At 67.5% G+C, this 20,980-nt stretch carries 22 protein-coding genes; 3 read left to right on the forward strand and 19 right to left on the reverse strand.

The features are described 5' to 3' along the window. Positions 1–31 precede the first annotated feature (31 nt). Both AB7F11_RS03895 and AB7F11_RS03900 read left to right on the forward strand, forming a co-directional pair. A complete protein-coding gene (locus tag AB7F11_RS03895; RefSeq protein ID WP_428289458.1) occupies positions 32–253 on the forward strand; it encodes a hypothetical protein in 222 nt (73 codons plus the stop codon). Beyond that, positions 250–1,083: an SDR family NAD(P)-dependent oxidoreductase gene (locus tag AB7F11_RS03900; protein WP_428289459.1), complete on the forward strand. Its 834-nt coding sequence runs from the start codon at positions 250–252 to the stop codon at positions 1,081–1,083. Before AB7F11_RS03895 ends, AB7F11_RS03900 begins: the two co-directional genes overlap by 4 nt. Here AB7F11_RS03900 and AB7F11_RS03905 read toward each other — a convergent pair whose 3' ends face one another. Beyond that, positions 1,084–2,274 carry a PLP-dependent aminotransferase family protein gene (locus tag AB7F11_RS03905; RefSeq protein ID WP_428289519.1) on the reverse strand — a complete coding sequence of 397 codons (1,191 nt, stop codon included), beginning with the start codon at positions 2,272–2,274 and terminating at the stop codon, positions 1,084–1,086. Positions 2,275–2,358: 84 nt separating this feature from the next. Here AB7F11_RS03905 and nth point away from each other — a divergent pair, with 84 nt between their 5' ends. Further along, positions 2,359–2,994, forward strand: coding sequence for an endonuclease III (gene nth, locus AB7F11_RS03910; protein ID WP_428289460.1), 636 nt, complete (start codon positions 2,359–2,361; stop codon positions 2,992–2,994). 3 nt (positions 2,995–2,997) lie between these two features. On the opposite strand, the gene AB7F11_RS03915 is transcribed toward nth, so the two are convergent. From AB7F11_RS03915 to AB7F11_RS04000, 18 genes are read right to left on the reverse strand one after another with little or no spacing between them, the layout of a single operon-like run. Further along, positions 2,998–3,552 carry a histidine phosphatase family protein gene (locus tag AB7F11_RS03915; protein ID WP_428289461.1) on the reverse strand — a complete coding sequence of 185 codons (555 nt, stop codon included), beginning with the start codon at positions 3,550–3,552 and terminating at the stop codon, positions 2,998–3,000. Continuing rightward, positions 3,549–4,364, reverse strand: coding sequence for an adenosylcobinamide-GDP ribazoletransferase (gene cobS / locus AB7F11_RS03920; RefSeq protein WP_428289462.1), 816 nt, complete (start codon positions 4,362–4,364; stop codon positions 3,549–3,551). The genes AB7F11_RS03915 and cobS overlap by 4 nt, the downstream gene beginning before the upstream one ends. Beyond that, entirely contained in the window at positions 4,361–5,404 is a 1,044-nt protein-coding gene (gene cobT / locus AB7F11_RS03925) for a nicotinate-nucleotide--dimethylbenzimidazole phosphoribosyltransferase (protein ID WP_428289463.1), read from the reverse strand. The genes cobS and cobT overlap by 4 nt, the downstream gene beginning before the upstream one ends. Next, on the reverse strand, positions 5,401–6,858 hold the full coding sequence (locus tag AB7F11_RS03930) for a cobyric acid synthase (protein WP_428289464.1): 1,458 nt from the start codon (positions 6,856–6,858) through the stop codon (positions 5,401–5,403). The genes cobT and AB7F11_RS03930 overlap by 4 nt, the downstream gene beginning before the upstream one ends. Further along, entirely contained in the window at positions 6,855–7,832 is a 978-nt protein-coding gene (locus tag AB7F11_RS03935) for an aminotransferase class I/II-fold pyridoxal phosphate-dependent enzyme (protein WP_428289465.1), read from the reverse strand. The genes AB7F11_RS03930 and AB7F11_RS03935 overlap by 4 nt, the downstream gene beginning before the upstream one ends. Next, positions 7,829–8,755 carry an adenosylcobinamide-phosphate synthase CbiB gene (cbiB, locus tag AB7F11_RS03940; RefSeq protein WP_428289520.1) on the reverse strand — a complete coding sequence of 309 codons (927 nt, stop codon included), beginning with the start codon at positions 8,753–8,755 and terminating at the stop codon, positions 7,829–7,831. Before cbiB ends, AB7F11_RS03935 begins: the two co-directional genes overlap by 4 nt. A gap of 53 nt (positions 8,756–8,808) precedes the next feature. Beyond that, positions 8,809–10,056, reverse strand: a complete 1,248-nt coding sequence (locus AB7F11_RS03945) for an aminotransferase class I/II-fold pyridoxal phosphate-dependent enzyme (protein ID WP_428289466.1) — start codon at positions 10,054–10,056, stop codon at positions 8,809–8,811. Further along, positions 10,040–10,747, reverse strand: coding sequence for a dethiobiotin synthase (bioD, locus tag AB7F11_RS03950; protein ID WP_428289467.1), 708 nt, complete (start codon positions 10,745–10,747; stop codon positions 10,040–10,042). The genes AB7F11_RS03945 and bioD overlap by 17 nt, the downstream gene beginning before the upstream one ends. Next, positions 10,737–12,113, reverse strand: a complete 1,377-nt coding sequence (bioA, locus tag AB7F11_RS03955) for an adenosylmethionine--8-amino-7-oxononanoate transaminase (RefSeq protein ID WP_428289468.1) — start codon at positions 12,111–12,113, stop codon at positions 10,737–10,739. Before bioA ends, bioD begins: the two co-directional genes overlap by 11 nt. 11 nt (positions 12,114–12,124) lie before the next feature. Next, positions 12,125–13,141: a biotin synthase BioB gene (gene bioB, locus AB7F11_RS03960; RefSeq protein ID WP_428289469.1), complete on the reverse strand. Its 1,017-nt coding sequence runs from the start codon at positions 13,139–13,141 to the stop codon at positions 12,125–12,127. A 26-nt stretch (positions 13,142–13,167) separates the two neighbouring features. Then, entirely contained in the window at positions 13,168–13,749 is a 582-nt protein-coding gene (gene cobO / locus AB7F11_RS03965) for a cob(I)yrinic acid a,c-diamide adenosyltransferase (RefSeq protein ID WP_428289470.1), read from the reverse strand. A 16-nt stretch (positions 13,750–13,765) separates the two neighbouring features. Continuing rightward, positions 13,766–14,527: an ABC transporter ATP-binding protein gene (locus AB7F11_RS03970; RefSeq protein WP_428289471.1), complete on the reverse strand. Its 762-nt coding sequence runs from the start codon at positions 14,525–14,527 to the stop codon at positions 13,766–13,768. Then, positions 14,524–15,528: a FecCD family ABC transporter permease gene (locus tag AB7F11_RS03975; protein ID WP_428289472.1), complete on the reverse strand. Its 1,005-nt coding sequence runs from the start codon at positions 15,526–15,528 to the stop codon at positions 14,524–14,526. Before AB7F11_RS03975 ends, AB7F11_RS03970 begins: the two co-directional genes overlap by 4 nt. Further along, entirely contained in the window at positions 15,525–16,406 is an 882-nt protein-coding gene (locus AB7F11_RS03980) for an ABC transporter substrate-binding protein (protein ID WP_428289473.1), read from the reverse strand. The genes AB7F11_RS03975 and AB7F11_RS03980 overlap by 4 nt, the downstream gene beginning before the upstream one ends. Beyond that, a complete protein-coding gene (locus tag AB7F11_RS03985) occupies positions 16,403–16,966 on the reverse strand; it encodes a bifunctional adenosylcobinamide kinase/adenosylcobinamide-phosphate guanylyltransferase (protein ID WP_428289474.1) in 564 nt (187 codons plus the stop codon). The genes AB7F11_RS03980 and AB7F11_RS03985 overlap by 4 nt, the downstream gene beginning before the upstream one ends. Further along, positions 16,959–17,780, reverse strand: a complete 822-nt coding sequence (locus AB7F11_RS03990; RefSeq protein WP_428289475.1) for a cobalamin-binding protein — start codon at positions 17,778–17,780, stop codon at positions 16,959–16,961. The genes AB7F11_RS03985 and AB7F11_RS03990 overlap by 8 nt, the downstream gene beginning before the upstream one ends. Then, complete coding sequence (locus tag AB7F11_RS03995) at positions 17,777–19,099, reverse strand: cobyrinate a,c-diamide synthase (RefSeq protein WP_428289476.1); 1,323 nt, start codon at positions 19,097–19,099, stop codon at positions 17,777–17,779. Before AB7F11_RS03995 ends, AB7F11_RS03990 begins: the two co-directional genes overlap by 4 nt. Beyond that, the gene (locus AB7F11_RS04000) at positions 19,096–20,931 is read right to left on the reverse strand and encodes a TonB-dependent receptor domain-containing protein (protein WP_428289477.1); all 1,836 of its coding nucleotides are present in this window, start codon (positions 20,929–20,931) and stop codon (positions 19,096–19,098) included. Before AB7F11_RS04000 ends, AB7F11_RS03995 begins: the two co-directional genes overlap by 4 nt. Positions 20,932–20,980: the final 49 nt, after the last annotated feature.

Consider the following 20,980-nt stretch of genomic DNA (forward strand, 5'->3'; position numbering starts at 1 on the left):
CCATACCGACTGGCGAGGCGCCTGGAAGCCCATGATCGCCGACGGCATCGGCCTGGTGGAATTCAACATCTGGTCGGAAACACCGGATGGTGTGTCGGTCGGTCCGGGCAAGGTCGTCGCAACCATGCCGCTGCGAGCTGGTGTCGGGTCATTCGGCGCGCCTGCAGGTGTCCTTGAGGCGCCTTCACCACAATTGGTCCATCTATTGAATATGATGACCATTCCCGCAGCAATCACGAAAGACCGCGAATGAACGCAACCAGCCAGGGAGAAGACACCTCTCCCGTCCCCGACTACGGCCGCCTCTGGCGCCTGGACCAGCAGGTGTTCATCGTGCTCGGCGCAGGCCAGGGCATCGGGCGCCAGGCCGCCCATGCCTTGAGCCAGGCCGGCGCCACCGTGGTCTGCGTGGGTCGCCGGGCCGAGGCCACCCAGGCCATTGCCGCCGAGGTGGGCGGCGTCGCCATCGTGGGTGACGCGACGGTGCGCGCCGACGTGGAGCGCATCGCCGCCGAGGTGATGCAACGCTTTGGTCGCATCCATGGCCTGGTCGACATCCTGGGCATGCCTCGTGTGAAGCCGCTTGTGGCCTTTACCGACGAGGACTGGGACTGGCAGTTCAACGTCGGCCTGCGTCACGCGTTCCTGTCGCTGCAGATCGTTGGCCCGCTCATCGGGCAGAGTGGTGGGGGCGCCATGGTGTTCGTGAGCTCCACGTCGGGCAAAGTGATTTCGTCCGAACGCGCCGCCTACGCGTCGAGCAAGGCCGCGCTGCAACAGCTCGTCACCGCCGCCGCCATCGAATTCGGGCCGATGCAGGTGCGCGTGAACGCGGTGGCCCCGGGACTGGTGATGACACCCCGTGTCAGTGGCTCGATCCCCCCGGAAACGCTTCGTCAGTCGGCCGCGCTCTACCCCCTGGGCCAGGTCGGCACGCCGCCGCAGATCGCTTCGGTGATCCTGTTTCTCTCCAGCGCCCTGAGTTCGCACGTCAACGGACAGACCGTGTTCGCCGAAGGTGGCGTGTCTGCCCGCTCGCCGCTGTATGCCACCAGTTCCGCGAGGCCGCCGGGCGTTCCCTGATCAGAGCGCCTGCACCAGGCGCCGCACGCCTTCTTCAATCTTGTCCGGCCCTACGGTGGCAAACGACAGGCGCAAGGTGGAGAGGTCGGGCTGGCTGGCATAGAAAGGCGCGCCCGGCACGAAAGCCACTCCCTTTTCGATGGCGCGTTTCGCGAACTCACCGCCATCTTTCACCTTGCCGCCTGAGCCGGTGAGACGCGCCCACACGAACAGGCCGCCCTGGGGCTGAACGAAGGCGATCGCATCACCCATTTCGCGCCGCAACGCGTTGCCCATGGTGGTGGCGCGCTCGGCATAGACCTGGCGCACCCGTGCCAGCGTGGCGGGCATGCGCCCGGCCTTGAGGTACTGTGCGGCGGTGGCCTGGGCGAAGGTGCTGGTGTGGGCGTCGCTGAACTGCTTGCACATGGTGGCCTTGGCCAGCAACTCGGCTGGCCCCACCATCCAGCCCACACGCAGGCCAGGGCTGAGCACCTTGCTCAGCGATCCGCAGTGCACCAGCAGCTCGCGGCTGCCCGGCACGGTGTGGCTCATGGCCAGCAGGCTGGGCGGTGGCGCATCGGCGAAGTACAGGTCGCCATAGGGATCGTCTTCGACAATCAAGGTCTGGTGCTTCACCGCCATCTCCAGCACGCGCTGGCGCCGCGCCTGGCTGAGCATGGCGCCGCTGGGGTTGCCGAAGGTGGGAATGAGGTAGACGAACTTGGGCTTGTGCTGCTCGATCAATCGCTCCAGCTCGTCGGCCTGCACGCCGTCGCCGTCCACCGGCGCGCTGATGAGCTCTGCCCCATAGAGGCGAAAGCACTGGATGGTGGCCAGAAACGTGGGGCCCTCGACGATCACTTTGTCGCCGGGCGAGATCATGGTCTTGCCCAGCAGGTCCAGCGCTTGCTGGCTGCCGGTGGTGACGATCAGGTCGCTGGCGCTCACGCCCTGGGCGCCCTTGCTCGCCATGAAGGCGGCGAGCTGCTCGCGCAGCGGCTGGTAGCCCTCGGTCGCGCCGTATTGAAGGGCTCCGCCCGCCTCTTCGGTGAGCGCGGTGTTCACCGCTTCGCGAATACCCTCCACGTCGAACAGGGCGCTGTCGGGAAAACCACCGGCAAAGCTGATGATGCCGGGCTTGCCGAGCAGCTTGAAGAGTTCGCGGATGGCGGAGGTTTCAACGTTGTTGAGTCGGTCGGCGAAGGGAATGGCAAAGGTCATGGCGGCAGCTCTTGTGAGTTCGGGGAAAACCAGCCCGCATTGTCGCCAATTCATTGGATAGACTCAGCGCCGATGAAACCCGCCGCCATCGAAGCCTTCTTCGCCATCCTCCAGCGCGCCAACCCCAGCCCCCAGTCCGAACTGGAATACACCACCGTGTTCGAACTGCTGGCCGCCGTGCTGCTCTCGGCCCAGGCCACCGACGTGGGTGTGAACAAGGCGACGCGAAGGCTCTTTCCAGTGGCCAACACGCCGCAGGCGATCCTGTCTCTGGGTCTGGAGGGTCTGGAGGCCTACATCAAGACGATCGGCCTGTTCCGCAGCAAGGCGCGCCATCTCATGGAAACCTGCCGCATCCTGGTGGAACGCCATGGCGGCGAAGTGCCAACCACCCGCGAAGCCCTGGAGGCCCTGCCCGGCGTGGGCCGCAAGACCGCCAACGTGGTGCTCAACGTGGCTTTCGGGCAGCCCACCATGGCGGTGGACACGCACATCTTCCGCGTGAGCAACCGCACGGGCCTGGCGCCGGGCAAGACGCCGCTGGCGGTGGAGCAGCAACTCCTGCGGCGCGTGCCGAGCGCCTACGCGGTGGATTCGCACCACTGGCTCATCCTGCACGGGCGCTATGTGTGCCAGGCGCGCAAGCCGCTGTGCCCACGCTGCACGGTGGCGGCTTACTGCGACTTCAAGGAAAAGACCCAGGCCTGAAGGTCAGATCTCGACCCAGGTCCAGCCACCGGGTTCGGGTGCGTCCTTCGGCCATTCGCCTGCTTCACGGATCTGCGGGGCGCCGCTCTTCACGATGTGCTGCACCGCGCGGATCACGCCCGCGTGCGTCACCCACAGCACGTCGCCGGAGGTCGCGGGCCGCAGGTCGGCCATTGCAGCGGCCACGCGGTAGAGCAGTTGCTGCGTGCTCTCCGAGCCACCGAACCGGTGGTGCGCGAAATCAGCCATCCAGTCATCGAAGGCGCTGCGGGGGATGTGCTCCCAGGGCTTGAGTTCCCAACGGCCAAAGTCCATTTCGTTGAGGCGAGGGTCGATGCGTGCGGCTCGCAGGTCTGGCCGAAGGGACTGCAGGGCGCCGGCGAGCTGCTGCGCCCGCAACAGGCCAGAGACCCAGACCGGCGTGCCTTGGGGCAGCTGGGGTGCCATGGCCTGGGCAGTTTCGCGCGTGAGCCGTGCATCGGCCGGCACGTCGCTGGCGCCGTAGCACAGGCCGGGGGCCAGCACCACGGGCGCATGGCGAAGCAGCCAGAGTTTCATGGGGTCGCCGGCAAGGCCAGCGCCACGCCCAGGTAGAACATCACCTCGCTCAACTGCTGCGTGGCCCCCAGGCCGTCGCCTGTGAAGCCTTGCAGCCGTCGGCGCAGCAGCCGCCACATCCACGCGAGTCCCAACGCGGCACCCAGCACCGCCTGGGCCCACAGCCCCACCGCCGGCCACCACCAGAACACCAGCGCCATCGCCAGCGTCCACCACAGCAGCCCGGCCATCAAAGCACCGTTGCCGATGTACTCGGCCAGTGGTTTGCTTTTCGATTGCGGGGTGTCGCCCACATGCGGCAACGTGCGGATCACCAGCAGCGGCGTGGTGCGCGAGGTGACATGGGCTGCGAACATCGCCAGGGCCGCGAGTGTGGCGCTCGACTGCGCCAGCAAGGCCAGCAGTGAAATCTTGGCCAGCAGCACCAGCACCAGCGCAATGGCGCCGAAACTGCCGATGCGCGAGTCCTTCATGATCTCCAGCGCCCGTTCGCGCTGGGCGCTGCCACCCAGGCCGTCGGCCAGATCGGCCAGACCGTCCTCGTGAAAAGCGCCCGTGAGCATCACGCTGAAGACCGTGCTGACGATGGCGGCCACCCAGGCTGCGGCTGGCACGGTTGGCAAGGCCCACTGCAGCGCGCAAAACAACAAGGCGCTCAGGCCGCCCACGATCCAGCCGACACCTGGAAAGTGCGCGGCGCTGGCGCGCAGCATGGCCGGACTGAAACCCACCCAGTCCGCCAGGGCACCCGTGACCGGGATGCGGGTGAAGAACTGCAGGGCCAGCAGAAAGTGGCGCACGAACAGGCTCACGTCTGCAACGGCTCCTGGCTTTCGCTGCGGGAGACGCCCGCTGCCTCGAAACTGGCCATCTCTCGCAACAGCGCGCAGGCGCTCACGAGCAAAGGCCAGGCCAGCGCCGCGCCCGAACCTTCGCCCAGTCGCAGTCCCAGGTCGAGCAGCGGCTCGGCCTTGAGATGAGCGAGCATGAGTGCGTGACCGCGCTCGCCCGAGCGGTGCGCAAACACACAGCGCTGCAACACGGGCGGCTGCAGTTTCGATGCCACCAGCACCGCGGCGCTGGCGATGAAGCCATCCACCACGATCACGCGGCGTTCGGCGGCCGCCTGCAGCACAGCACCCACCAGCGTGGCGATCTCCAGGCCACCGAACGCGGCCAGCGCGTCAAGCGGCGCACGCGCTTGGCCGTGCAGGGCCAGCACCTTTCGCAACACGTCGATCTTGCGTTGCACGGCGTCGGCGTCGAGCCCGGTGCCCGCGCCGGTCACGTCGGCCACCGCCATACCACCCAGCCGGGCCAGCAGCATCGAGGCCGCCGAGGTGTTGCCAATGCCCATTTCGCCAAGCAACAGCGCGTTGCCCGGCAAACCGCATACGACGTCGCGTCCATTGCCGATGGCCTGTTCGCACTGCGCCGCGCTCATGGCGGGGCCGGCCAGCGCATCGGCGGTGCCGCGGGCCACCTTCTTCACCACCAGTCCCTTGCGTGCAGCGAAATCGTGGTTGACGCCGCAGTCCACCACGGTGAGGCCGATGCCGTGCTGGCGCGCGAGCACGCTCACGGCGGCACCTCCCGCCAGGAAGTTCTCCACCATCTGCCAGGTCACGTCGCTCGGGTAGGCCGAGATGCCGTGCGCGGCCAGGCCGTGGTCGGCGGCGCATACCAGCATCTGAGGTTCGCGCAGCTGCGGGTGCGAGCTGCCCAGGATGAGGCCCACGCGAATGGCCAGCGATTCCATGCGGCCGAGCGATCCGAGGGGCTTGGTCTTGTTGTCCACCGCACGCTGCAAACGGGCGGCGAGGTCGGGCTCATGGAGGTCGGGAATGTTCATGGTGCGGGATCAATGAGGTGGTCGAGCACGCCGGGCTCGAAGTGGGTCTGGATGAAATCGGCCAGGCCGTCGAACACGGTCTCCAGCGTGGGAACGCTGGTGCCAAAGAGCGCCTGCAACACTCGCGGGTCTTCGAAGAGGCCGTGCAGGTAGACGCCCAGCACCTGGCCCGCCGCGTTCTGCCAGCCCAGGCCACCGGGCAGCACCTCGTGTGCCAGGTCGCCAGCGGCCGCCATGGCGGGATGTTGAGCGGTCTGCCCGTGGTGGATTTCGTAGCCGGCAGCGGACACGCCCGACAGCGCGGACCATGCGCCCGTCAGCGCACCAAAGGTTGCCTGGGTGTGCCGCACGGTCTTGTCGCGATCGAACTGCGTGACCAGCGGCAGCAGGCCAAGGCCCGGCGCGTTGCCGTCGATGCCATGCGGGTCGATCAAAGCTTCGCCCAGCATCTGCAACCCACCGCAGACGCCCAGCACCGCGCCGCCCTGCGCAGCGTGCGATGCAACGGTACGGTCCAGCCCCTGCTGACGCAGCCAGGCCAGGTCTGCCGCCGTGGCCTTGCTGCCGGGCAGCACGATCCAGTCCGCGCCGGCGCAGTCGGCCGGCGTGCGCGCCCACACGAGGCGCACACCCGGCACGTTCTTCAAGGGCTGGAATTCATCCAGGTTGCTGATGCGGGGGTACGCCAGCACCGCCACCGTCTTGGTCACGGCGCCGCTGGCCCTGGTCCGGTCGTCGAACACGCCGTCCTCTTCCGGCAGGCCATGCTGCCACCACATGGGTAGCACGGCCACGGTCGGCACGCCAGTGAGTGTCTGCAATTGCTGTGGTGCCGGCGCGAGCAGGCTGGCGTCGCCCCGGAATCGGTTGAGCACGAAACCCTGAATGAGCGCACGCTCCTCGGGGGGCAACAATGCCCAGGTGCCGTAGAGATGCGCGAACGCGCCGCCCCGGTCGATGTCGGTCACCAGCAGGCAGCGCGCGCTGGCATGCAGCGCCACGCGCATGTTGACAACGTCGCTGTCGTGCAGGTTGATCTCGGCGGGCGATCCCGCACCCTCGATCACCACCACGTCGTTTTCTTCCCGCAGCGCGTCGAGCGCAGCGGCCAGCTGTGGCCACACCTTCAGACTGCGTCCGCGCCAGGGCATGGCGGACAGGCTCTCGCTCACCTGGCCCATCAGCACCACCTGGCTGCGCGTGTCGGCCTCGGGCTTGAGCAGCAACGGGTTCATGCGGACATCGGGCTCGGCGCGCGCGGCCAGCGCCTGGAAATACTGGGCCGATCCGATCTCGCCGCCCTGCACCACCCGTGCGTTGTTGCTCATGTTCTGTGCCTTGTACGCAGCGACCTTCAGGCCCTGCCGGGCGTAGTACCGGCACAGCGCCGTGGTCAGCCAGCTCTTGCCGGCGCCGCTGGTGGTGCCCAGCACCATCACGCATCGCGCTGTCATGTTGCGGTCTCCCGTTGCGCCAGCAAGGCGCCTCGCAAGGCTGCCTGGGCAAGCGGCGCCTGCACGCTCAGTCGCCAGTGGCCCGCGAGGCCAAAGGAACGCGTATCGCGCAGCTTGACACCGCGGGCGCGCAACGCGTCCGCGTCGATGGCACAGGGCGCCTCGGCGCAGAAATAGTTGGCTTCGCTGGGCAGGCACCGCCAGCCCAGTTCTTCCAGCCAAGTCTTTTGAATGCGCTTCCATTCGCGCAGTTGCTCTCGACTTTGCGCCAGCCACGCCTGGGCGCCCGGTGATACCCAGGCTTGCAGCATCGCCACGGCGTGCGCACCCAGCGGCCACGAAGGCGCCAGCCGTTCCAGCGCGGTCGCCTCGGTCTGCGCATGGCTGGGCGAGATGGCGTAGGCGCCTCGCACGCCGGTCAGACCCAGGGCCTTGTTGGGTGTCCAGAGCTGCCAGATGCGATCCAGGGCATCGGCGTCCAGGTGGCACTCACCTTCCAGGCGCAAAGGCTCATAGGCGCGGTCCAGCACGATCTGGGTACCCGAAGCCACCACGCGGCGCGCAAAAGGCTCCGTCGTACCCAGGGGACTGCTCGGCTCGCACAGCCATGCCAGATGGGCGCGCAGCGGATCGTGTACGCGTTCAAGGCGCCAAGTCTGGGCAGCTTCTGCGTAATCGCCATAGGCGAGTTCGGGCAACCAGACGCGCTGGCCGCCCGCTCTGGCCACCCACGCGGTGATGCGACCGATGAATTCGCTGGCGCTGCCAGCCAGAACAATGCGCCCCGGCTTCACCCCATGGAACGCGGCCAGCGCCTCCCGCAGCGCGGTGTACTCGGGGTCGGGATAGTGACGCGCGTCGGCCTGTTGAATCGCCGCCAGCACCGATGGGCTGGGTCCGCAGGCGTTGGCGTTGGTGGAGAAGTCCCACTCAGGCACACCCAGGGCGTCGGGCCCGCCGTGCGTGCGCGTCATGAACTTGCGCTCCACGTCCACGCCGTCACGAGCAGGGCGCAGGCAGTGAGCAGCAACACCACTCGCCCCGCCAGTTGCAAGGCCCGCACGGTGTCTGCAGGTTGCGCGAGCCGCCCATCCCCGTGCAACACGTACACGCCGGGCTTGGCCAGTCGAACATCCAGCGCGAGCGCCATGGCGGCCATGGGCCAGCCACTGTTGGGCGACGGCGTGCGGCACGCGTGCGACGGCCACACCCGCCAGCCACGGCGCAAACCCAGCAAACCGAGCAATGCGCCGGTGAGGCGCGCGGGAAGCCAGGACAAGGCGTCGTCAAGCCGCGCCGCCCATTTGCCGGCCCAGGTCCAGTCTCGGCCGCCGCGCTCACCCCGGTAACCCCACATGGCGTCGGCCGTGTTCGCGAAGCGGTAGAGTGCTGCGCCCGGCAAGCCCGCCACGGCAAACCAGAACAACGGTGCGACCACCGAATCGTTGAGGTTTTCGGCCAGCGATTCGATGGCACTCTCGCGCACCTGCGAGGCGTCGAGCTGGCTTACATCGCGGCTCACCAGCCACGACAGACGCTCGCGGCCCGCCGCCAGGGATTCGACCAGCGCTGACTCCACCGCACCCACTTCGTCGCGCAGCATTCGCCAGGCCAGCAAGGGTTTGAGCAGGCACCCGATGGCCAGTGCCTGCAGCCACCACGCCCAGGTCGCCATGAGGCGCGTGAGGCCGAGCGCCAGCAACACCACCAGCGCCGCACCCAGGCACCAGGCCAGCGCGCCAGAGACGAAGGCGCGCACATGCCCCGAAACAGGGGCGTCTGCCTCCGGCGCGATATGGCGACCCATGAAGGACAGGTACCGCCCCATGCCGACCACCGGGTGCCACCGCATCGGCGGCTCGCCCAGGCAGCGATCGACCACCAGTGCCACCACCATGGCGGGTGCCCAGAACGTCGATGGAGAGAGTACGGGGAGTTCAGTCACGGTGCTCAGGCCGAAAGGGGTCTGGCTGCCGCACCCCGACCGCGCGCCCCTGTGGCACGCGCGGCCATCCGAAGCGCACGCAGCAGTTCGTCCACGTCTGCAGGTTCGTGAGCGGCCGACAGCGCCATTCGCAAGCGCGCCGTGCCCGCTGGCACGGTGGGTGGCCGGATCGCCGGCACCCAGAGGCCTTGATCATGCAAGGCCGCCATGACGGACAGCGCAGTGGCGTTGTCGCCGATCACCAGCGGCTGGATGGCCGTGTCCGATCGCATCAGGGTCCAGCCGGCTGCGTCGAGCGCAGCATCGACCCCAGGGGCCAGCCCGGCGCGCAGCTGGGCGATCCGCTCGCTCAATTGCCGTCGGCGCCGTTCACCGTCTGCCCCCAGCACGCAACGCAAACTGGCCCGCACCGCCTCGGCCAGCAAGGCAGGTGCCGCAGTGGCGTAGGTGTAGCTGCGAGTTTTCTGCAGCAACCACTCCACCAGCCGCTCAGGACCTGCGACGAAGGCGCCCGCGACACCCAGGGCCTTGCCCAGTGTGGCCATGTAGAGCACACGGGGTGACGCCCCTGGGCCCGTGAGGCCGGCAGCAGCCAGCACGCCGCGGCCTTGCGGCCCGAGCACGCCAAACCCGTGCGCGTCGTCCAGCAGCAGCAGCGCATCGTGCCGCTCGCAAAGTGCATTCAGGCTCGCGATGTCGGCGACGTCTCCGTCCATGCTGAACACCGCGTCGCTGATCACCAGCTTGCGGCGCGCCGGACTGGCCGCCAACAACGCACCGAGTTGCGCCAGGTCGGCGTGGCGGTAGCGATGCACTGTGGCTCTGGAAAGGCGCGCGCCGTCGATCAGGCACGCGTGGTTCAGCGCGTCGGAAAACAACGCATCGCCATCGCCCACCAGCGCCGGCACCACACTCGCATTGGTGGCGTAGCCCGCATAAAAGTAAAGCGCACGCGGTAGTCCCACGGCTTCGGCCAGTTCGCGCTCCAGCTCGGCGTTGGCAACGCTGTGGCCACTGACCATGGGCGAGGCGCCGGAGCCTACGCCGTAGAGATCCACGGCGTCACACACCGCCTGGCGCAGCGCCGGCGATCTGGAGAGCCCCAGGTAATCGTTGCTGCAGAAGGCCAGCAGGCTTTCCCCATCAACCACCATCCGCGCGCCTTTGCCTGGCACCACCTCGCGGCGGCGGCGGCGCAACGCCTGGGCATCCAGCGATTCCAGGCGTTCATCGAATTCATTCAACCAGCTCATCCAAAGTCCTTGGTTGCCACGCATCGGGCAGGTTGAGCGCGAGTTTGCGCGCATCGGGGGTCGTGGCACACCAGGGTACGGTGCCCAACAACGGCGCGGGCAGCCAGCGACGAAGGGTGTCGATGTTTTCGTCTCGGCAAGGCATGTCGACGTCGATCGCATTGGCCACCCAGCCTGCCAGGTGCAGGCCATCGGCGCGGATCGCCTCTGCCGTGAGCAGTGCATGGTTCAGGCAACCCAGGCGCAGGCCAACCACCAGCACCACGGGCGCGCCGATGGCGCATGCCAGATCGGCCAAGGTCTCGCGGTCGTTGACCGGCACGCGCCAGCCTCCCGCGCCCTCGACCACCACCACATCGGCCAGGTCGCGCAGCGCACGGTGCGCGGCCAGCAGGCTGGCCACGGTGACGGACTGTCCCGCTCGCAGGGCCGCCAGGTGCGGTGCCATGGCGTCGGGCAGAGCGACCGGGTTGTCGAGCCGTGGCGGTACCGCCACGCTGGAGGCTTCGCGCAGGACGCACACGTCTTCGCTGATCCACTGGCCCTGCTTCAACACCAGACCCGCCGCCACCGGCTTCATGCCCACCACACGGCGGTGGTGGCGCGCCAGGGTGTGCAGCAAGGCAGCAGACACCAGCGTCTTGCCGACTCCGGTATCGGTCCCGGTGACGAAGCAGCCTTCAAACGCCATCACAAACACCTACCGCATTCAGCGCGCCGGAGCGGTCTTCCTCCGCCAGGGTGGCCTCAAGCGCGGCCAGCGCACCCTTCACCAGAATTGCACCTTCGCCTTCGTCAATGACATACGGCGGCATGGCATACAGGGTGTGGCCGATGGGGCGCAGCAAAAGCCCTTCGTCCAGCGCATGGCGCGCAAAGCGGCGGGCGAAATCGGGCAGGCTGCCGGGCACGTCCCACGCAAAGATCATGCCCTGCTGGCGCGCGAAACGCACCCGTGGGTGGCTCGAAAGCGGTTCGAACTGTGCGGCAAGCCGTTGGCTGGTGGCAGCGTTGTGGCGCAGTGCGTCGGTTTGCTCGAACAGATCCAGCGTGGCCAGCGCGGCACGGCACGCCAGCGGATTGCCTGTGTAGCTGTGCGAATGCAGGAAACCCCGCGCCACCTGATCGTCGTAGAAGGCGGCGTACACCTCGCCGGTGGTAAGCACAACCGACAACGGCAAGGTGCCACCGGTCAACCCCTTGGAGAGGCACAGAAAATCGGGACGGATGCCGGCCTGCTGGTGCGCAAACAGGGTGCCAGTGCGTCCAAAGCCCACGGCAATTTCGTCCAGCACGAGGTGCACCTGGTAGCGGTCGCACAGCTCGCGCACCCGCCGCAGGTACTCGGGGTCGTGCATTGCCATGCCAGCGGCGCATTGAACGAGCGGCTCGACGATCAGCGCCGCAGTGTCTTCGTGGTGCTCAGCCAGCCAGTCGCCCAGCGCATCGGCGGCGCGCCCGGCCACCTCGGCAGCAGACTCACCCGGCATCGCAGTGCGAGCGTCCGGGCTGGGCACGGTGGCAGCCAGGCGAACCAGCGGCGCGTAGGCCCCACGAAACAGTGCCATGTCGGTGACCGCCAGTGCGCCCACGGTCTCGCCATGGTACCCACCGGCCACGCCGACGAAATGGTTCTTGCGTGCGCGCCCGGCGTTGCGCCAGTGGTGTGCGCTCATCTTGAGCGCAATTTCGGTGGCGCTCGCACCGTCGCTGGCATAGAACGCGTGTCCCAGACCGGTGGCAGCAGACAGGCGTTCCGACAGCTCCACCACCGGCGCGTGGGTGAAGCCGGCGAGCATCACATGGTGCAGCGTGTTCAGCTGATCCATCAGCGCAGTGCGGATGGCCGGGTGGTTGTGCCCGAAGAGGTTGACCCACCAGGAACTGATGGCATCCAGGTACCGCCTGCCTTCGTGGTCATACAGCCAGAGCCCCTCGGCGCGTGCAATCGGCACCATCGGCTGCGCCTGCCCGTCGGGTGCATGCAGCTTCATCTGCGTACACGGGTGCCAGACCGCTGCAAGGCTGCGCTGACGCCAGGCTTCGTTGGTTGGCATGCGCACGCCCCTCAGGCAGCCGGCGCGCCGCTCGCCCGCAGGCCCAGCCGGGCGAGCATGTCCATGTCTGCTGCGACGTCGGGGTTGCCGGTGGTGAGCAGCTTCTCGCCATAGAAGATGGAGTTGGCGCCACCGAGGAAACAAAGGGCCTGCACTGCCTCGCTCATCTGCTGTCGCCCGGCGGAGAGGCGCACGCGAGCGCGCGGCATCGTGATGCGTGCCACCGCGATGGTTCGCACGAACTCCAGCGGGTCGAGGTCGGGCTGATCGGCCAGGGGCGTCCCCTGCACTTTCACCAGGTGATTGATGGGCACCGATTCGGGGTAGTCAGGCGCGAGGTTGGCAAGCTGGGCCACGAGCGCGGCGCGCTGGCGGCGCGACTCGCCCATACCGACGATGCCGCCGCAACAGACCTTCACGCCCGCACCGCGCACGCGCTCGAGCGTGTCCAGGCGGTCCTGGTAGTCCCGCGTGGAGATGACTTCGCCATAAAAATCTGGCGAACTGTCCAGGTTGTGGTTGTAGTAGTCCAGACCGGCATCTCGCAGCGTCTCGGCATGGCCATCGCTCAGCATGCCCAGCGTGGCGCAGGCCTCCAGGCCCGCTTCCTTCACCGTGCGCACCAGCTCCGCCACGGCAAGCACATCGCGGTCCTTGGGTGCGCGCCAGGCCGCGCCCATGCAGAAACGCGTGGCGCCAGCCAGCTTGGCCCGCTGCGCGGCTTCGCGCACGGCGGCCACGTCCATCAGCTTGCCGGCCTTCAGGCCAGTATCGAAATGCACCGACTGGGGGCAGTAGCCGCAGTCCTCAGGGCAGCCTCCCGTCTTCACCGACAGCAGCGTGGCCAGCTCGACCTCGGTGGGGTCGAAGTGTTCGCGATGGACTGTGTGTGCGCGCATCAGCAGCTCGGAAAACGGCAAGTCAAACAGCGCGGCGACATCGTCCACCGACCAGCGCTCGGTGGTCAGGGCGGGCGTGGAGCGTGGCATGAGGCGCACGGGTTGTTCATTCGGTGTCGAGGTGATCATTTTCTTTTCTGCAGTGGGGGAAAGGTTCAGTCTTCAATGCCTCGCTGGGCGGGGACGCCAGCCTTGAATGCGTGCTTCACCAGGGTCATCTCGGTCACGGTGTCGGCCAGCTCGATGATCTCGGGCGGGCAGCGTCGGCCTGTGATGACCACGTGCACATGTCTCGGGCGAACGCGCAGTGTCTGCAACACGTCGTCCAGAGGCAACCAGCCATAAATCAGCGGGTAGGTCAGCTCGTCGAGTGTAATCATGAAGTACTCACCCCCCAGGATGGCCGCGCGAGCTTTCAGCCAGCCATCCCGCGCGAGTTGCGCCGAATGCTCCAGGTCCTGGCTCTTCCAGCTGAATCCATCCCCAAGTCCTTCGATGGGCAGTCCGAGCTGCTCGAAAATCCTGTGTTCACCAAAGCGGGCGCTGGGCACTTTCATGAACTGGAACACTTTCACCAGCTTGCCATGCACGTGCGTCCTGCCAAATGCCCGCAACGCGAGGCCGAAGGCGGCCGTGCTCTTGCCCTTGCCGTCGCCGGTGTGCACGATCACCAGGCCTCGGCGCTCGCCTTCAGGTTTTTCGTAGCGCCGCTCGGTCGGGGGTGTCTCGATCTGCATGGAACGTCCTTCTGGTTTATCTGGGCAGCGCGACCCACTGGTCGCCCAGCGGATGGATCGCGACGCGGTGGTCAAAAACCTCTTCAAGGGCCAGGTGGGTGGCGGGGTCGTCGCAGGCGCCCTGATGGCGCACTCGGCCATCGGCCACCACCACCAGGTGGTCGGCGTGCAGCGCCATGCCGATCTCGTGCAGCACGCTCACCACCGTCTTGCCATTTGCGACCAGCCCGCGCACGAGCAACAGCCAGTCGGCCTGGTGCGGCGGGTCCAGGTTGGCCAGGGGTTCGTCCATCAGCAACACGTCGGCGTTCACCGCCAGCAGGCGGGCCAGCAGCACGCGCTGGCGTTCACCGCCCGAGAGCGCGCCCAGCGGCCGCAGGCGCCACTCCCAGGCCTGGGTGGCGCGCAGGGCTTGCTCCACGGCGGCGCGATCGGTCTCTGACGGTGGCGCCAGCCAGGGCTGGTGCGGCAGACGCCCCAGCATCGCCACGTCCCACACGCTGAGATCGTCAGCGCCCTGCTCGCCCTGCCCCAGCCAGGCCAGGCGGCGCGCGCGCTCCCGGCCACGCCATTGCATCAACGGGCGGCCGAGCAGTTGCACTTCGCCGCTGTGTGGCAGCAGGCCGGCCAGGGCCTTGAGCAGCGTGGATTTGCCTGCGCCGTTGGGGCCGACCACGCTGGTCCAACGCGCAGCGGGCAACGACACGTCCATGCCGTGCAGGACAGGCGTGCCGCTCAACACCACGCCAATGCTTCGAGCCTGCAGTGCGACCGTCACAGCACACTCCCCGGCTGGCGCCGACGGTGCATCAGCCACAGCAGGTAACTGCCGCCGAGCACGGCGGTGAGCACACCCACCGGCAGTTCCTGCGGCGCGATCACCCAGCGCGAAAGCACGTCGGCGGCCATCAGCAACAGGCCACCCATCATGGCGCTGAGCATCACCAGCCGCCCGTGGGTGGTCTTGACGATGGAGCGCACCAGATGCGGAGCGGCCAACCCCACAAAGGCAATCAGTCCGGTCTGCGCCACGGCAGCACCGGTGGCCAGTGCCAGCACCGCCACCAGCGCCGCGCGCACCGCCGCCAGCGGCAGGCCCAGGCTGATCGCGGTGGCCTCGCCCAGGGCCAGGCCGTCCAGCACGCGGCCCAGCGACGCGGCGATCACCACCGCCGCCAGCAACATCGCGGCCATCACGCCGCAGGCGGCCCATCCCACAAAACCGGTGCTGCCGAGCGTGAAGCCCTGCATGGCTTGCAGCGTGTCGGGCGCGGCGATGGTCACCAGATCGCGCGCCGCGCCCAGCACCACGCCCACGATGACGCCGGCCAGCAGCAGCCGCAAGGTGTGCTGGACGCCTTTGGCCAGGGCCAGCGTCAACACCACGCCCAGCACGGCGCCAGCGAACGCGGCGCCGGTCAACCCCAGGCGCACCAGCCACTGGGTGGCAAAGGGCGAGGCGCCGAAGAGCGCCAAGGCCAAGGCCACGCCGAGAGCAGCACCCGAGGCACTGCCAAGCAGGTAGGGATCCGCCAGCGGATTGCGGAACAGGCCCTGCGCCACGGCGCCGGCCAGACCGAGCAATCCACCCGCCATCCAGGCGCCGAGTGTTCGCGGCAGGCGGATGTCCCACAGGATCTGCCAGGCCACGGGATCGCGGCGCGCATGGAACACGCTGTCAAAGCCGGTGCTGCCCACGCCCGCGCCCGCCAGCAGCACGGCCAGCGCCGCCAGCAACAGGCCTGCGCCCAGCCAAAGGCTGCGCACCCCCCCGGTCATCGCGCGCCCTTCTGCGCGAGGCAGCGCGCCATGACGCGCGCGGCCTCGGCCATGCGTGGGCCTGGCCGCACCAACACGTCGGATTCTTCAGACGTGAACACGCAGATGCGCTGCTCTCGGATCGCGCGCAGGCCCGCCCAGCCGGGTCGCTGCTCCAACCCTTGCACGTTGCGCGAGCCGATCATGATCAGATCGGGATTGGCACGGACGACGTATTCCGGATTGATGCGGGGAAATGGGCCCAGACGGGGTTCGACGATGTTCTGCACGCCCAGCCGCGCCATCATTTCGCCGATAAAAGACTGCGTACCCGCCGCATAGCCACCGGTGCTGACTTCGTAGTACACGCGCAGCTGGCGCGTTTGCGGCGGCAACGACTGCGCGGCGGCAGACACCCCCGCGTCGATGGCGCGCCAGATGCGCAACGCGTCTGGCACCTCGAGCAACTGGCCCAGCAGGCCCATGACGCGCTGGGCATCCCTGGACGTACGTGGCTCCAGCGCCAGCACCTTCAGCCCCAGCGATTCCAGCCAATGCACGCCACGCGAAGAAGTGGCCATCAACACCACGTCGGGCCTGAGGGCCACGATGGCCTCGATGTTGGGGTCGATGCCACCACCGGTTTTGGGCAGGCCGCGCACCGTTTCGGGGAAATTGGAGTACCGATCCACTCCCACCAGGCGTTCGCACCGACCGAGTTCGCAGACGGTCTCGGTGAGCGAAGGCAGCAGCGAGACGATGCGTTGCGGCGACTGCGACAGCGTCACGGTCACGCCCCGGTCGTCGGTCACCTTCACGCTGGCGGCGTGCAGCGCACTCGCGCAAAAGAGGCAGGCCCAAAGCGCGGACAGACCACGAAACATCACCACGAATCTCATTTCGGCTCTTTCAGGTGCAACGGCAATCCCGCCGTCATCAGGGTGACGCGCTCGCAGACAGCGGCCACCGACTGGTTCAATCCACCGAGCGCATCCACGAAGGCGCGCACCTCGCGTCCCATGGGAATCACGCCCAGGCCGATTTCGTTGCCCACCAGCACCAGTGGCCCCGGTGCAGCCTCGATCGCATGGCAGAGCGCGAGCTGGTGTACCTTGGCATCAACTGGCGTACCCGAGGCGGGCATTGACAGATTGGTCAGCCACAGCGTGAGGCAGTCCACCACCACCAGCGTGTGCGGCGTGCTGTGCTCGCGCAGCGCTTCGGCCAGCGTGATGGGTTCCTCCACCGTCGCCATGCCTGGCACACGCTCGGCGCGGTCGCGCTGGTGGCGGGCAATGCGCTCGCGCATCTCGTCGTCCCATGCCTGGCCAGTGGCGATCAGCACCGCATGGCGCGCCGTTCCGCCATCGAGCCACTGCCGGGCCAGGGATTCAGCCCGACGCGACTTGCCGCTGCGCTGCCCGCCGAGGATGAATTCGCTGCGCGCGTTCTCAGCCATGGTGGTGCATCCAGTCGACCACGATGCGGTGCATCTGCGCCACGCCATCGGTGAGCGCAGCCGGGCCGGGCTGGAGAATGTCGGCCGACTTGATCTCGAACAACTGCCCGTTCTTCACCGCATTCACCTCCTGCCAGCCCGCACGCGCAGCCACCTTCTCGGCCCGGAACTTCTTGCCGCACCAGGAACCAATGACGATGTCCGGATGGCGCCGCACGATCTCGGCGCCGTCGGCAATGATGCGGTCCTTGCCCAGCGACATCGCCGCAAGTTCCGGGAACACGTCGTCACCCCCCGCGATGCCCAGCAACTCCGACACCCAGCGGATGCCGCTGATGTGCGGCTCATCCCACTCCTCGAAGAACACACGGGGCCGGCGCTTGCCGCTCGCCTCCAGTGCCCGCACGGATTCCCGGATGTCATCGAGGTGCGCGCGCGTGGCCTCGATCCAGGTCAGCCCCTCTTCGGCGCAGCCCACCATGGCCGCCACCTGGTAGAGCATGGACAGGATCTCCTCCACGCTGCGCTGGTTGAACACCGTGACCTGCACGCCGGCGCGAATCAACAGGGCTGCGATGTCGGCCTGCAGGTCGGAAAATCCGAACACGCAGTCCGGCCGCAGTTCCAGGATCTTGTCGATCTTCGCGCTGAGAAAGGCGCTGACCCTGGGCTTTTCTTCTCTTGCGCGGCGCGGCCGCACCGTGTAGCCCGAGATGCCCACGATGCGGTGTTCCTGTCCCAGGAGATAGAGCCACTCGGTGGTTTCTTCGGTGAGACAGACGATGCGCTGCGGGCCCAGTTGCGTGGGGTTCATCGGTCTGGCCCTAGAAACAGAGAAGCCGTGGCTTCGGGGCTGGAGGCGAACCAGGCGTGAAAGTAGCTGGCTTGCAATGCGCCCGATCGGTAGACTGCTTCGCCGCGAGCCCGCGCGCCACCGCGCACCGACACCGTGCAGTCCACCGGTTCCATGGAAGATTCGCAACGCGAATAGTGGAAGGTGTGGCCTCGCAGCACGCCGGCAGGCAAGGTGAGTTGCTGCGGTCCCAGCGCGGCCAGGCGCTGCTGCATGACCACTCGCCCCGGCAGCAAACCCCACAGTGCATGGGTTTGGCCATCCGAGGTCGTGAGTTGTTCAAAGAGCGGCATCATGCCGCCGCATTCTGCCCACACTGGGCGACCGGCCTGCACATGGGCCCTCAACGAAGAGAGGCAACGGGCAGATCGGGACAACGCAGCCGCGTGCAGTTCGGGATAGCCGCCGGGCAACCAGGCCGCATCGCAAGCGGGCAATGGCTCGTCGGATAGTGGCGAGAAAAAGACCACCTCGGCCCCCAGGGAGCGCAGCACGTCCAGATTGGCGGGGTAGATGAAGCAGAAAGCCGCGTCGTTCGCGACGGCAACTGTCCTGCCCGCCAGCAGCGGTGGCAGGGCTGCGCGAGGCGCGGGAGCGTCGAACGGCACCGCCCAACGCGACAGCGCGGCGCCATCCATGGCGCCCAGTGGCGTGCGGGCCAATGCGTCGGCGACGGTGTCCAGGCGTGACAGCGCATCCGGCAGTTCGGCGGCCAGGGCCAGGCCCAGGTGGCGCTCGGGCAGCGTGAACGCCGGGTCGCGCATCACGGCGCCCAGAAAAGCGCCGCCGGCCAGCGCGTCTTCCAGCATCTTCGCGTGGCCCTCGCTGGCCACCCGGTTGGCCAGCACGCCCGCCCAGGGCAGGCCGGGGCGAAAGTGCTGCAGACCAAACGCCAGCGCACCAAAAGTGCCGGCCATGGCCGACGCGTCGATCACGGCCAGCACCGGCAAGCCAAGGCGCTGCGCAAGATCGGCCGCACTGGGTTCGCCGTCGAAAAGCCCCATCACGCCCTCGATGACGATGAGGTCCGACTCCAGCGCCGCCGCATGCAGTCGCGCGCGGGCATCGTCCTCGCCGGTCATCCACAGGTCGACGTTGTGAACCGGCTGACCCGAGGCCAGCGCAAGCCAGTGCGGATCCAGAAAGTCCGGCCCGCACTTGAAGGCACGCACACGCCGCCCGGTGCGTGCGTGCAGGCGCGCCAGAGCCGCAGCCACCGTGGTCTTGCCCTGGCCGGACGCCGGGGCCGCCACCAGGATGGCCGGGCAAAGTCGCTTCACTGGCCGGGCACCCAGTTGAGCGTCACGTAGGCCGCGCGACCAGGCTGGTTGTAGCCGTAGGCCGTTTCATAGAACTTGTCGCCCACGTTGTTCAGACGCAGTGCGAGCGACCAGTCCTTGCTCAAGGAATAGCGGGCATGCAGGTCCACGGTGCCAAAGCCGGGCAGACGCTGCGTGTTGGCAGCGTTGTCGAAGCGGTCAGACACCAGCTGCATGGAAGCACCCCAGTTCCAGGCACCGATGCGGTGATCCAGGCTGGCGGTCAGCACCTCGTCGGCCCGGCGCTGCAGCTTCAGGCGGTTGGCCTGGTTGCGCGCGTCGAGCAGTTCGAGGTTGGTGAACCAGCTCCACGCGCCCGCAGAGCCTGTATACGCCAGCGACCAGCCCTCCATGCGCGCACGCGGCACGTTGGTGACCACCGGCTGGGTGGTGATGAAGCCGCGAACACGGTTGTCGAAACGCGTGAGCTTCACTTCGTGCAGGCCCATCGAATAGGTCAGACCCACTTCGCTGTTCTTGCCGCGCTCGGGTTGCGTGGTGGGGTTGCCATTGAAAAACGGCGACACGTAGTACAGCGTGTTGAACGACGGCATCTTGAACGACGTGCCGTATGCGATGTGCGGGCGCAAGTTGGGCGTGAGCTGGAAACCGTAGCTTCCAAATCCCGTGGTAGCACTGCCGAACTGCGAGTTTTCGTCGCGTCGCAAGTTGGCCTGCCACAAGTGGCGCCCTGCTTGTCCGTTCAGCCCGACGAAGGCGGCATCGGTGGTGCGCGAATTCACCGCATAGGCCTGCGTACCCGACACCGACTCCTTGATCGACTCCAGGCCCACGAGCACATTGCCCAAGACCGTATTCCAGTCGTGCTGCAGTGACCATTGGGTCTGCGCAGTGTCGAACACCGAGGGTGCGCCGGGCGCGCTGAAGCTGTCGGACTTGTCGTCGCTGCGCGCCAGGCTCAGGCGGGTTCGTGAGTCGGCCGACCACTTGCGCTCCAGACCCCAGGACGCCACACGGGTGGTGGCCACCGAACGCACGTCGAACGTGCCTGGCCCCTGGTCAAAGCGGCTGACGCTGTCAGCCTGAGTGAACTGCACGTCGGTGGCCCAGCCGGGCGCCATCGCCCAGCGAAGCGAAGCGGAGAGGCTGTCCTGATCGAAACCGTCCTTGTCAGGGTTGTGGTTGCCGAACGCGACCTTCGGGTTGGTGGACGAGTACCCCTCCTCACGGAGGGTGCCCACGCTCAGGCTGTAGGTCAACTTGTCGCCGCCCCCACTCAGGCCAGCCGTGGCATTGCGATGGCCGAAGCTGCCCAGCGTGACGCTGGCCTCCGGATGAAATCCTTTTTCGCCGCGCCTGGTGAAGATCTGCACCACACCCCCCACCGCATCACTGCCGTAAAGGGCGGAGGCCGGACCCTTGAGGACTTCGATGCGGTCAATGGCGCTGAGCGGAATGTTGTCCAGCACCGCCGATCCGGACGTGCTGGAGCCGTAGCGCACGCCGTCGATCAGCAGCAGCATGTGGCGAGTTTCGGTGCCACGAATAAACAGCCCCGACTGCTTGCCGAGACCGCCATTGGCGCTCATCTGCAGGCCGGCCCTGCGGGACAGCAGTTCCGACAGCGATCGGCCGGCGGACTGCTCGATGACATCGGACTCGATCACCACGACATCGCTGAGCACGGCGTCGGTGCGGGTCTCTACCCGCGTGGCGGTAACCACCGTCTCCTTCAGCAAGGCGACGGTTTCGGTCTGGGCATGGGAAGGAAAAGCGGCCAGGATGGCCAGAGGCAGCACGGCCAATGAAGCGTGCAGATTGCGGTTTTTCATGAGAGAGAACACAAGCTTGAGTGCCCTCACCGTCTTCCCCGACGGTGCA

It is taken from the genome of Hydrogenophaga sp. (genome assembly GCF_050250835.1).
Classification (GTDB): Bacteria; Pseudomonadota; Gammaproteobacteria; order Burkholderiales; family Burkholderiaceae_C; genus Hydrogenophaga.

Coding starts and splice junctions, on each gene's coding strand:
- bioA (WP_428289468.1), bottom strand. CDS start 12,113: ATGCCAACCAACGAAGCCTGGCGTCAGCGCAGCCTTGCAGCGGTCTGG.
- AB7F11_RS04000 (WP_428289477.1), bottom strand. CDS start 20,931: ATGAAAAACCGCAATCTGCACGCTTCATTGGCCGTGCTGCCTCTGGCC.
- AB7F11_RS03930 (WP_428289464.1), bottom strand. CDS start 6,858: ATGACAGCGCGATGCGTGATGGTGCTGGGCACCACCAGCGGCGCCGGC.
- AB7F11_RS03945 (WP_428289466.1), bottom strand. CDS start 10,056: ATGAGCTGGTTGAATGAATTCGATGAACGCCTGGAATCGCTGGATGCC.
- cobT (WP_428289463.1), bottom strand. CDS start 5,404: ATGAACATTCCCGACCTCCATGAGCCCGACCTCGCCGCCCGTTTGCAG.
- AB7F11_RS03990 (WP_428289475.1), bottom strand. CDS start 17,780: ATGAACCCCACGCAACTGGGCCCGCAGCGCATCGTCTGTCTCACCGAA.
- bioB (WP_428289469.1), bottom strand. CDS start 13,141: ATGATCACCTCGACACCGAATGAACAACCCGTGCGCCTCATGCCACGC.
- AB7F11_RS03985 (WP_428289474.1), bottom strand. CDS start 16,966: ATGGCTGAGAACGCGCGCAGCGAATTCATCCTCGGCGGGCAGCGCAGC.
- AB7F11_RS03915 (WP_428289461.1), bottom strand. CDS start 3,552: ATGAAACTCTGGCTGCTTCGCCATGCGCCCGTGGTGCTGGCCCCCGGC.
- cobO (WP_428289470.1), bottom strand. CDS start 13,749: ATGCAGATCGAGACACCCCCGACCGAGCGGCGCTACGAAAAACCTGAA.
- AB7F11_RS03900 (WP_428289459.1), top strand. CDS start 250: ATGAACGCAACCAGCCAGGGAGAAGACACCTCTCCCGTCCCCGACTAC.
- AB7F11_RS03895 (WP_428289458.1), top strand. CDS start 32: ATGATCGCCGACGGCATCGGCCTGGTGGAATTCAACATCTGGTCGGAA.
- nth (WP_428289460.1), top strand. CDS start 2,359: ATGAAACCCGCCGCCATCGAAGCCTTCTTCGCCATCCTCCAGCGCGCC.
- bioD (WP_428289467.1), bottom strand. CDS start 10,747: ATGGCGTTTGAAGGCTGCTTCGTCACCGGGACCGATACCGGAGTCGGC.
- AB7F11_RS03980 (WP_428289473.1), bottom strand. CDS start 16,406: ATGAGATTCGTGGTGATGTTTCGTGGTCTGTCCGCGCTTTGGGCCTGC.
- AB7F11_RS03975 (WP_428289472.1), bottom strand. CDS start 15,528: ATGACCGGGGGGGTGCGCAGCCTTTGGCTGGGCGCAGGCCTGTTGCTG.
- AB7F11_RS03935 (WP_428289465.1), bottom strand. CDS start 7,832: ATGACGCGCACGCACGGCGGGCCCGACGCCCTGGGTGTGCCTGAGTGG.
- cbiB (WP_428289520.1), bottom strand. CDS start 8,755: ATGGTGGTGGCACTGGTGGTCGATCGCTGCCTGGGCGAGCCGCCGATG.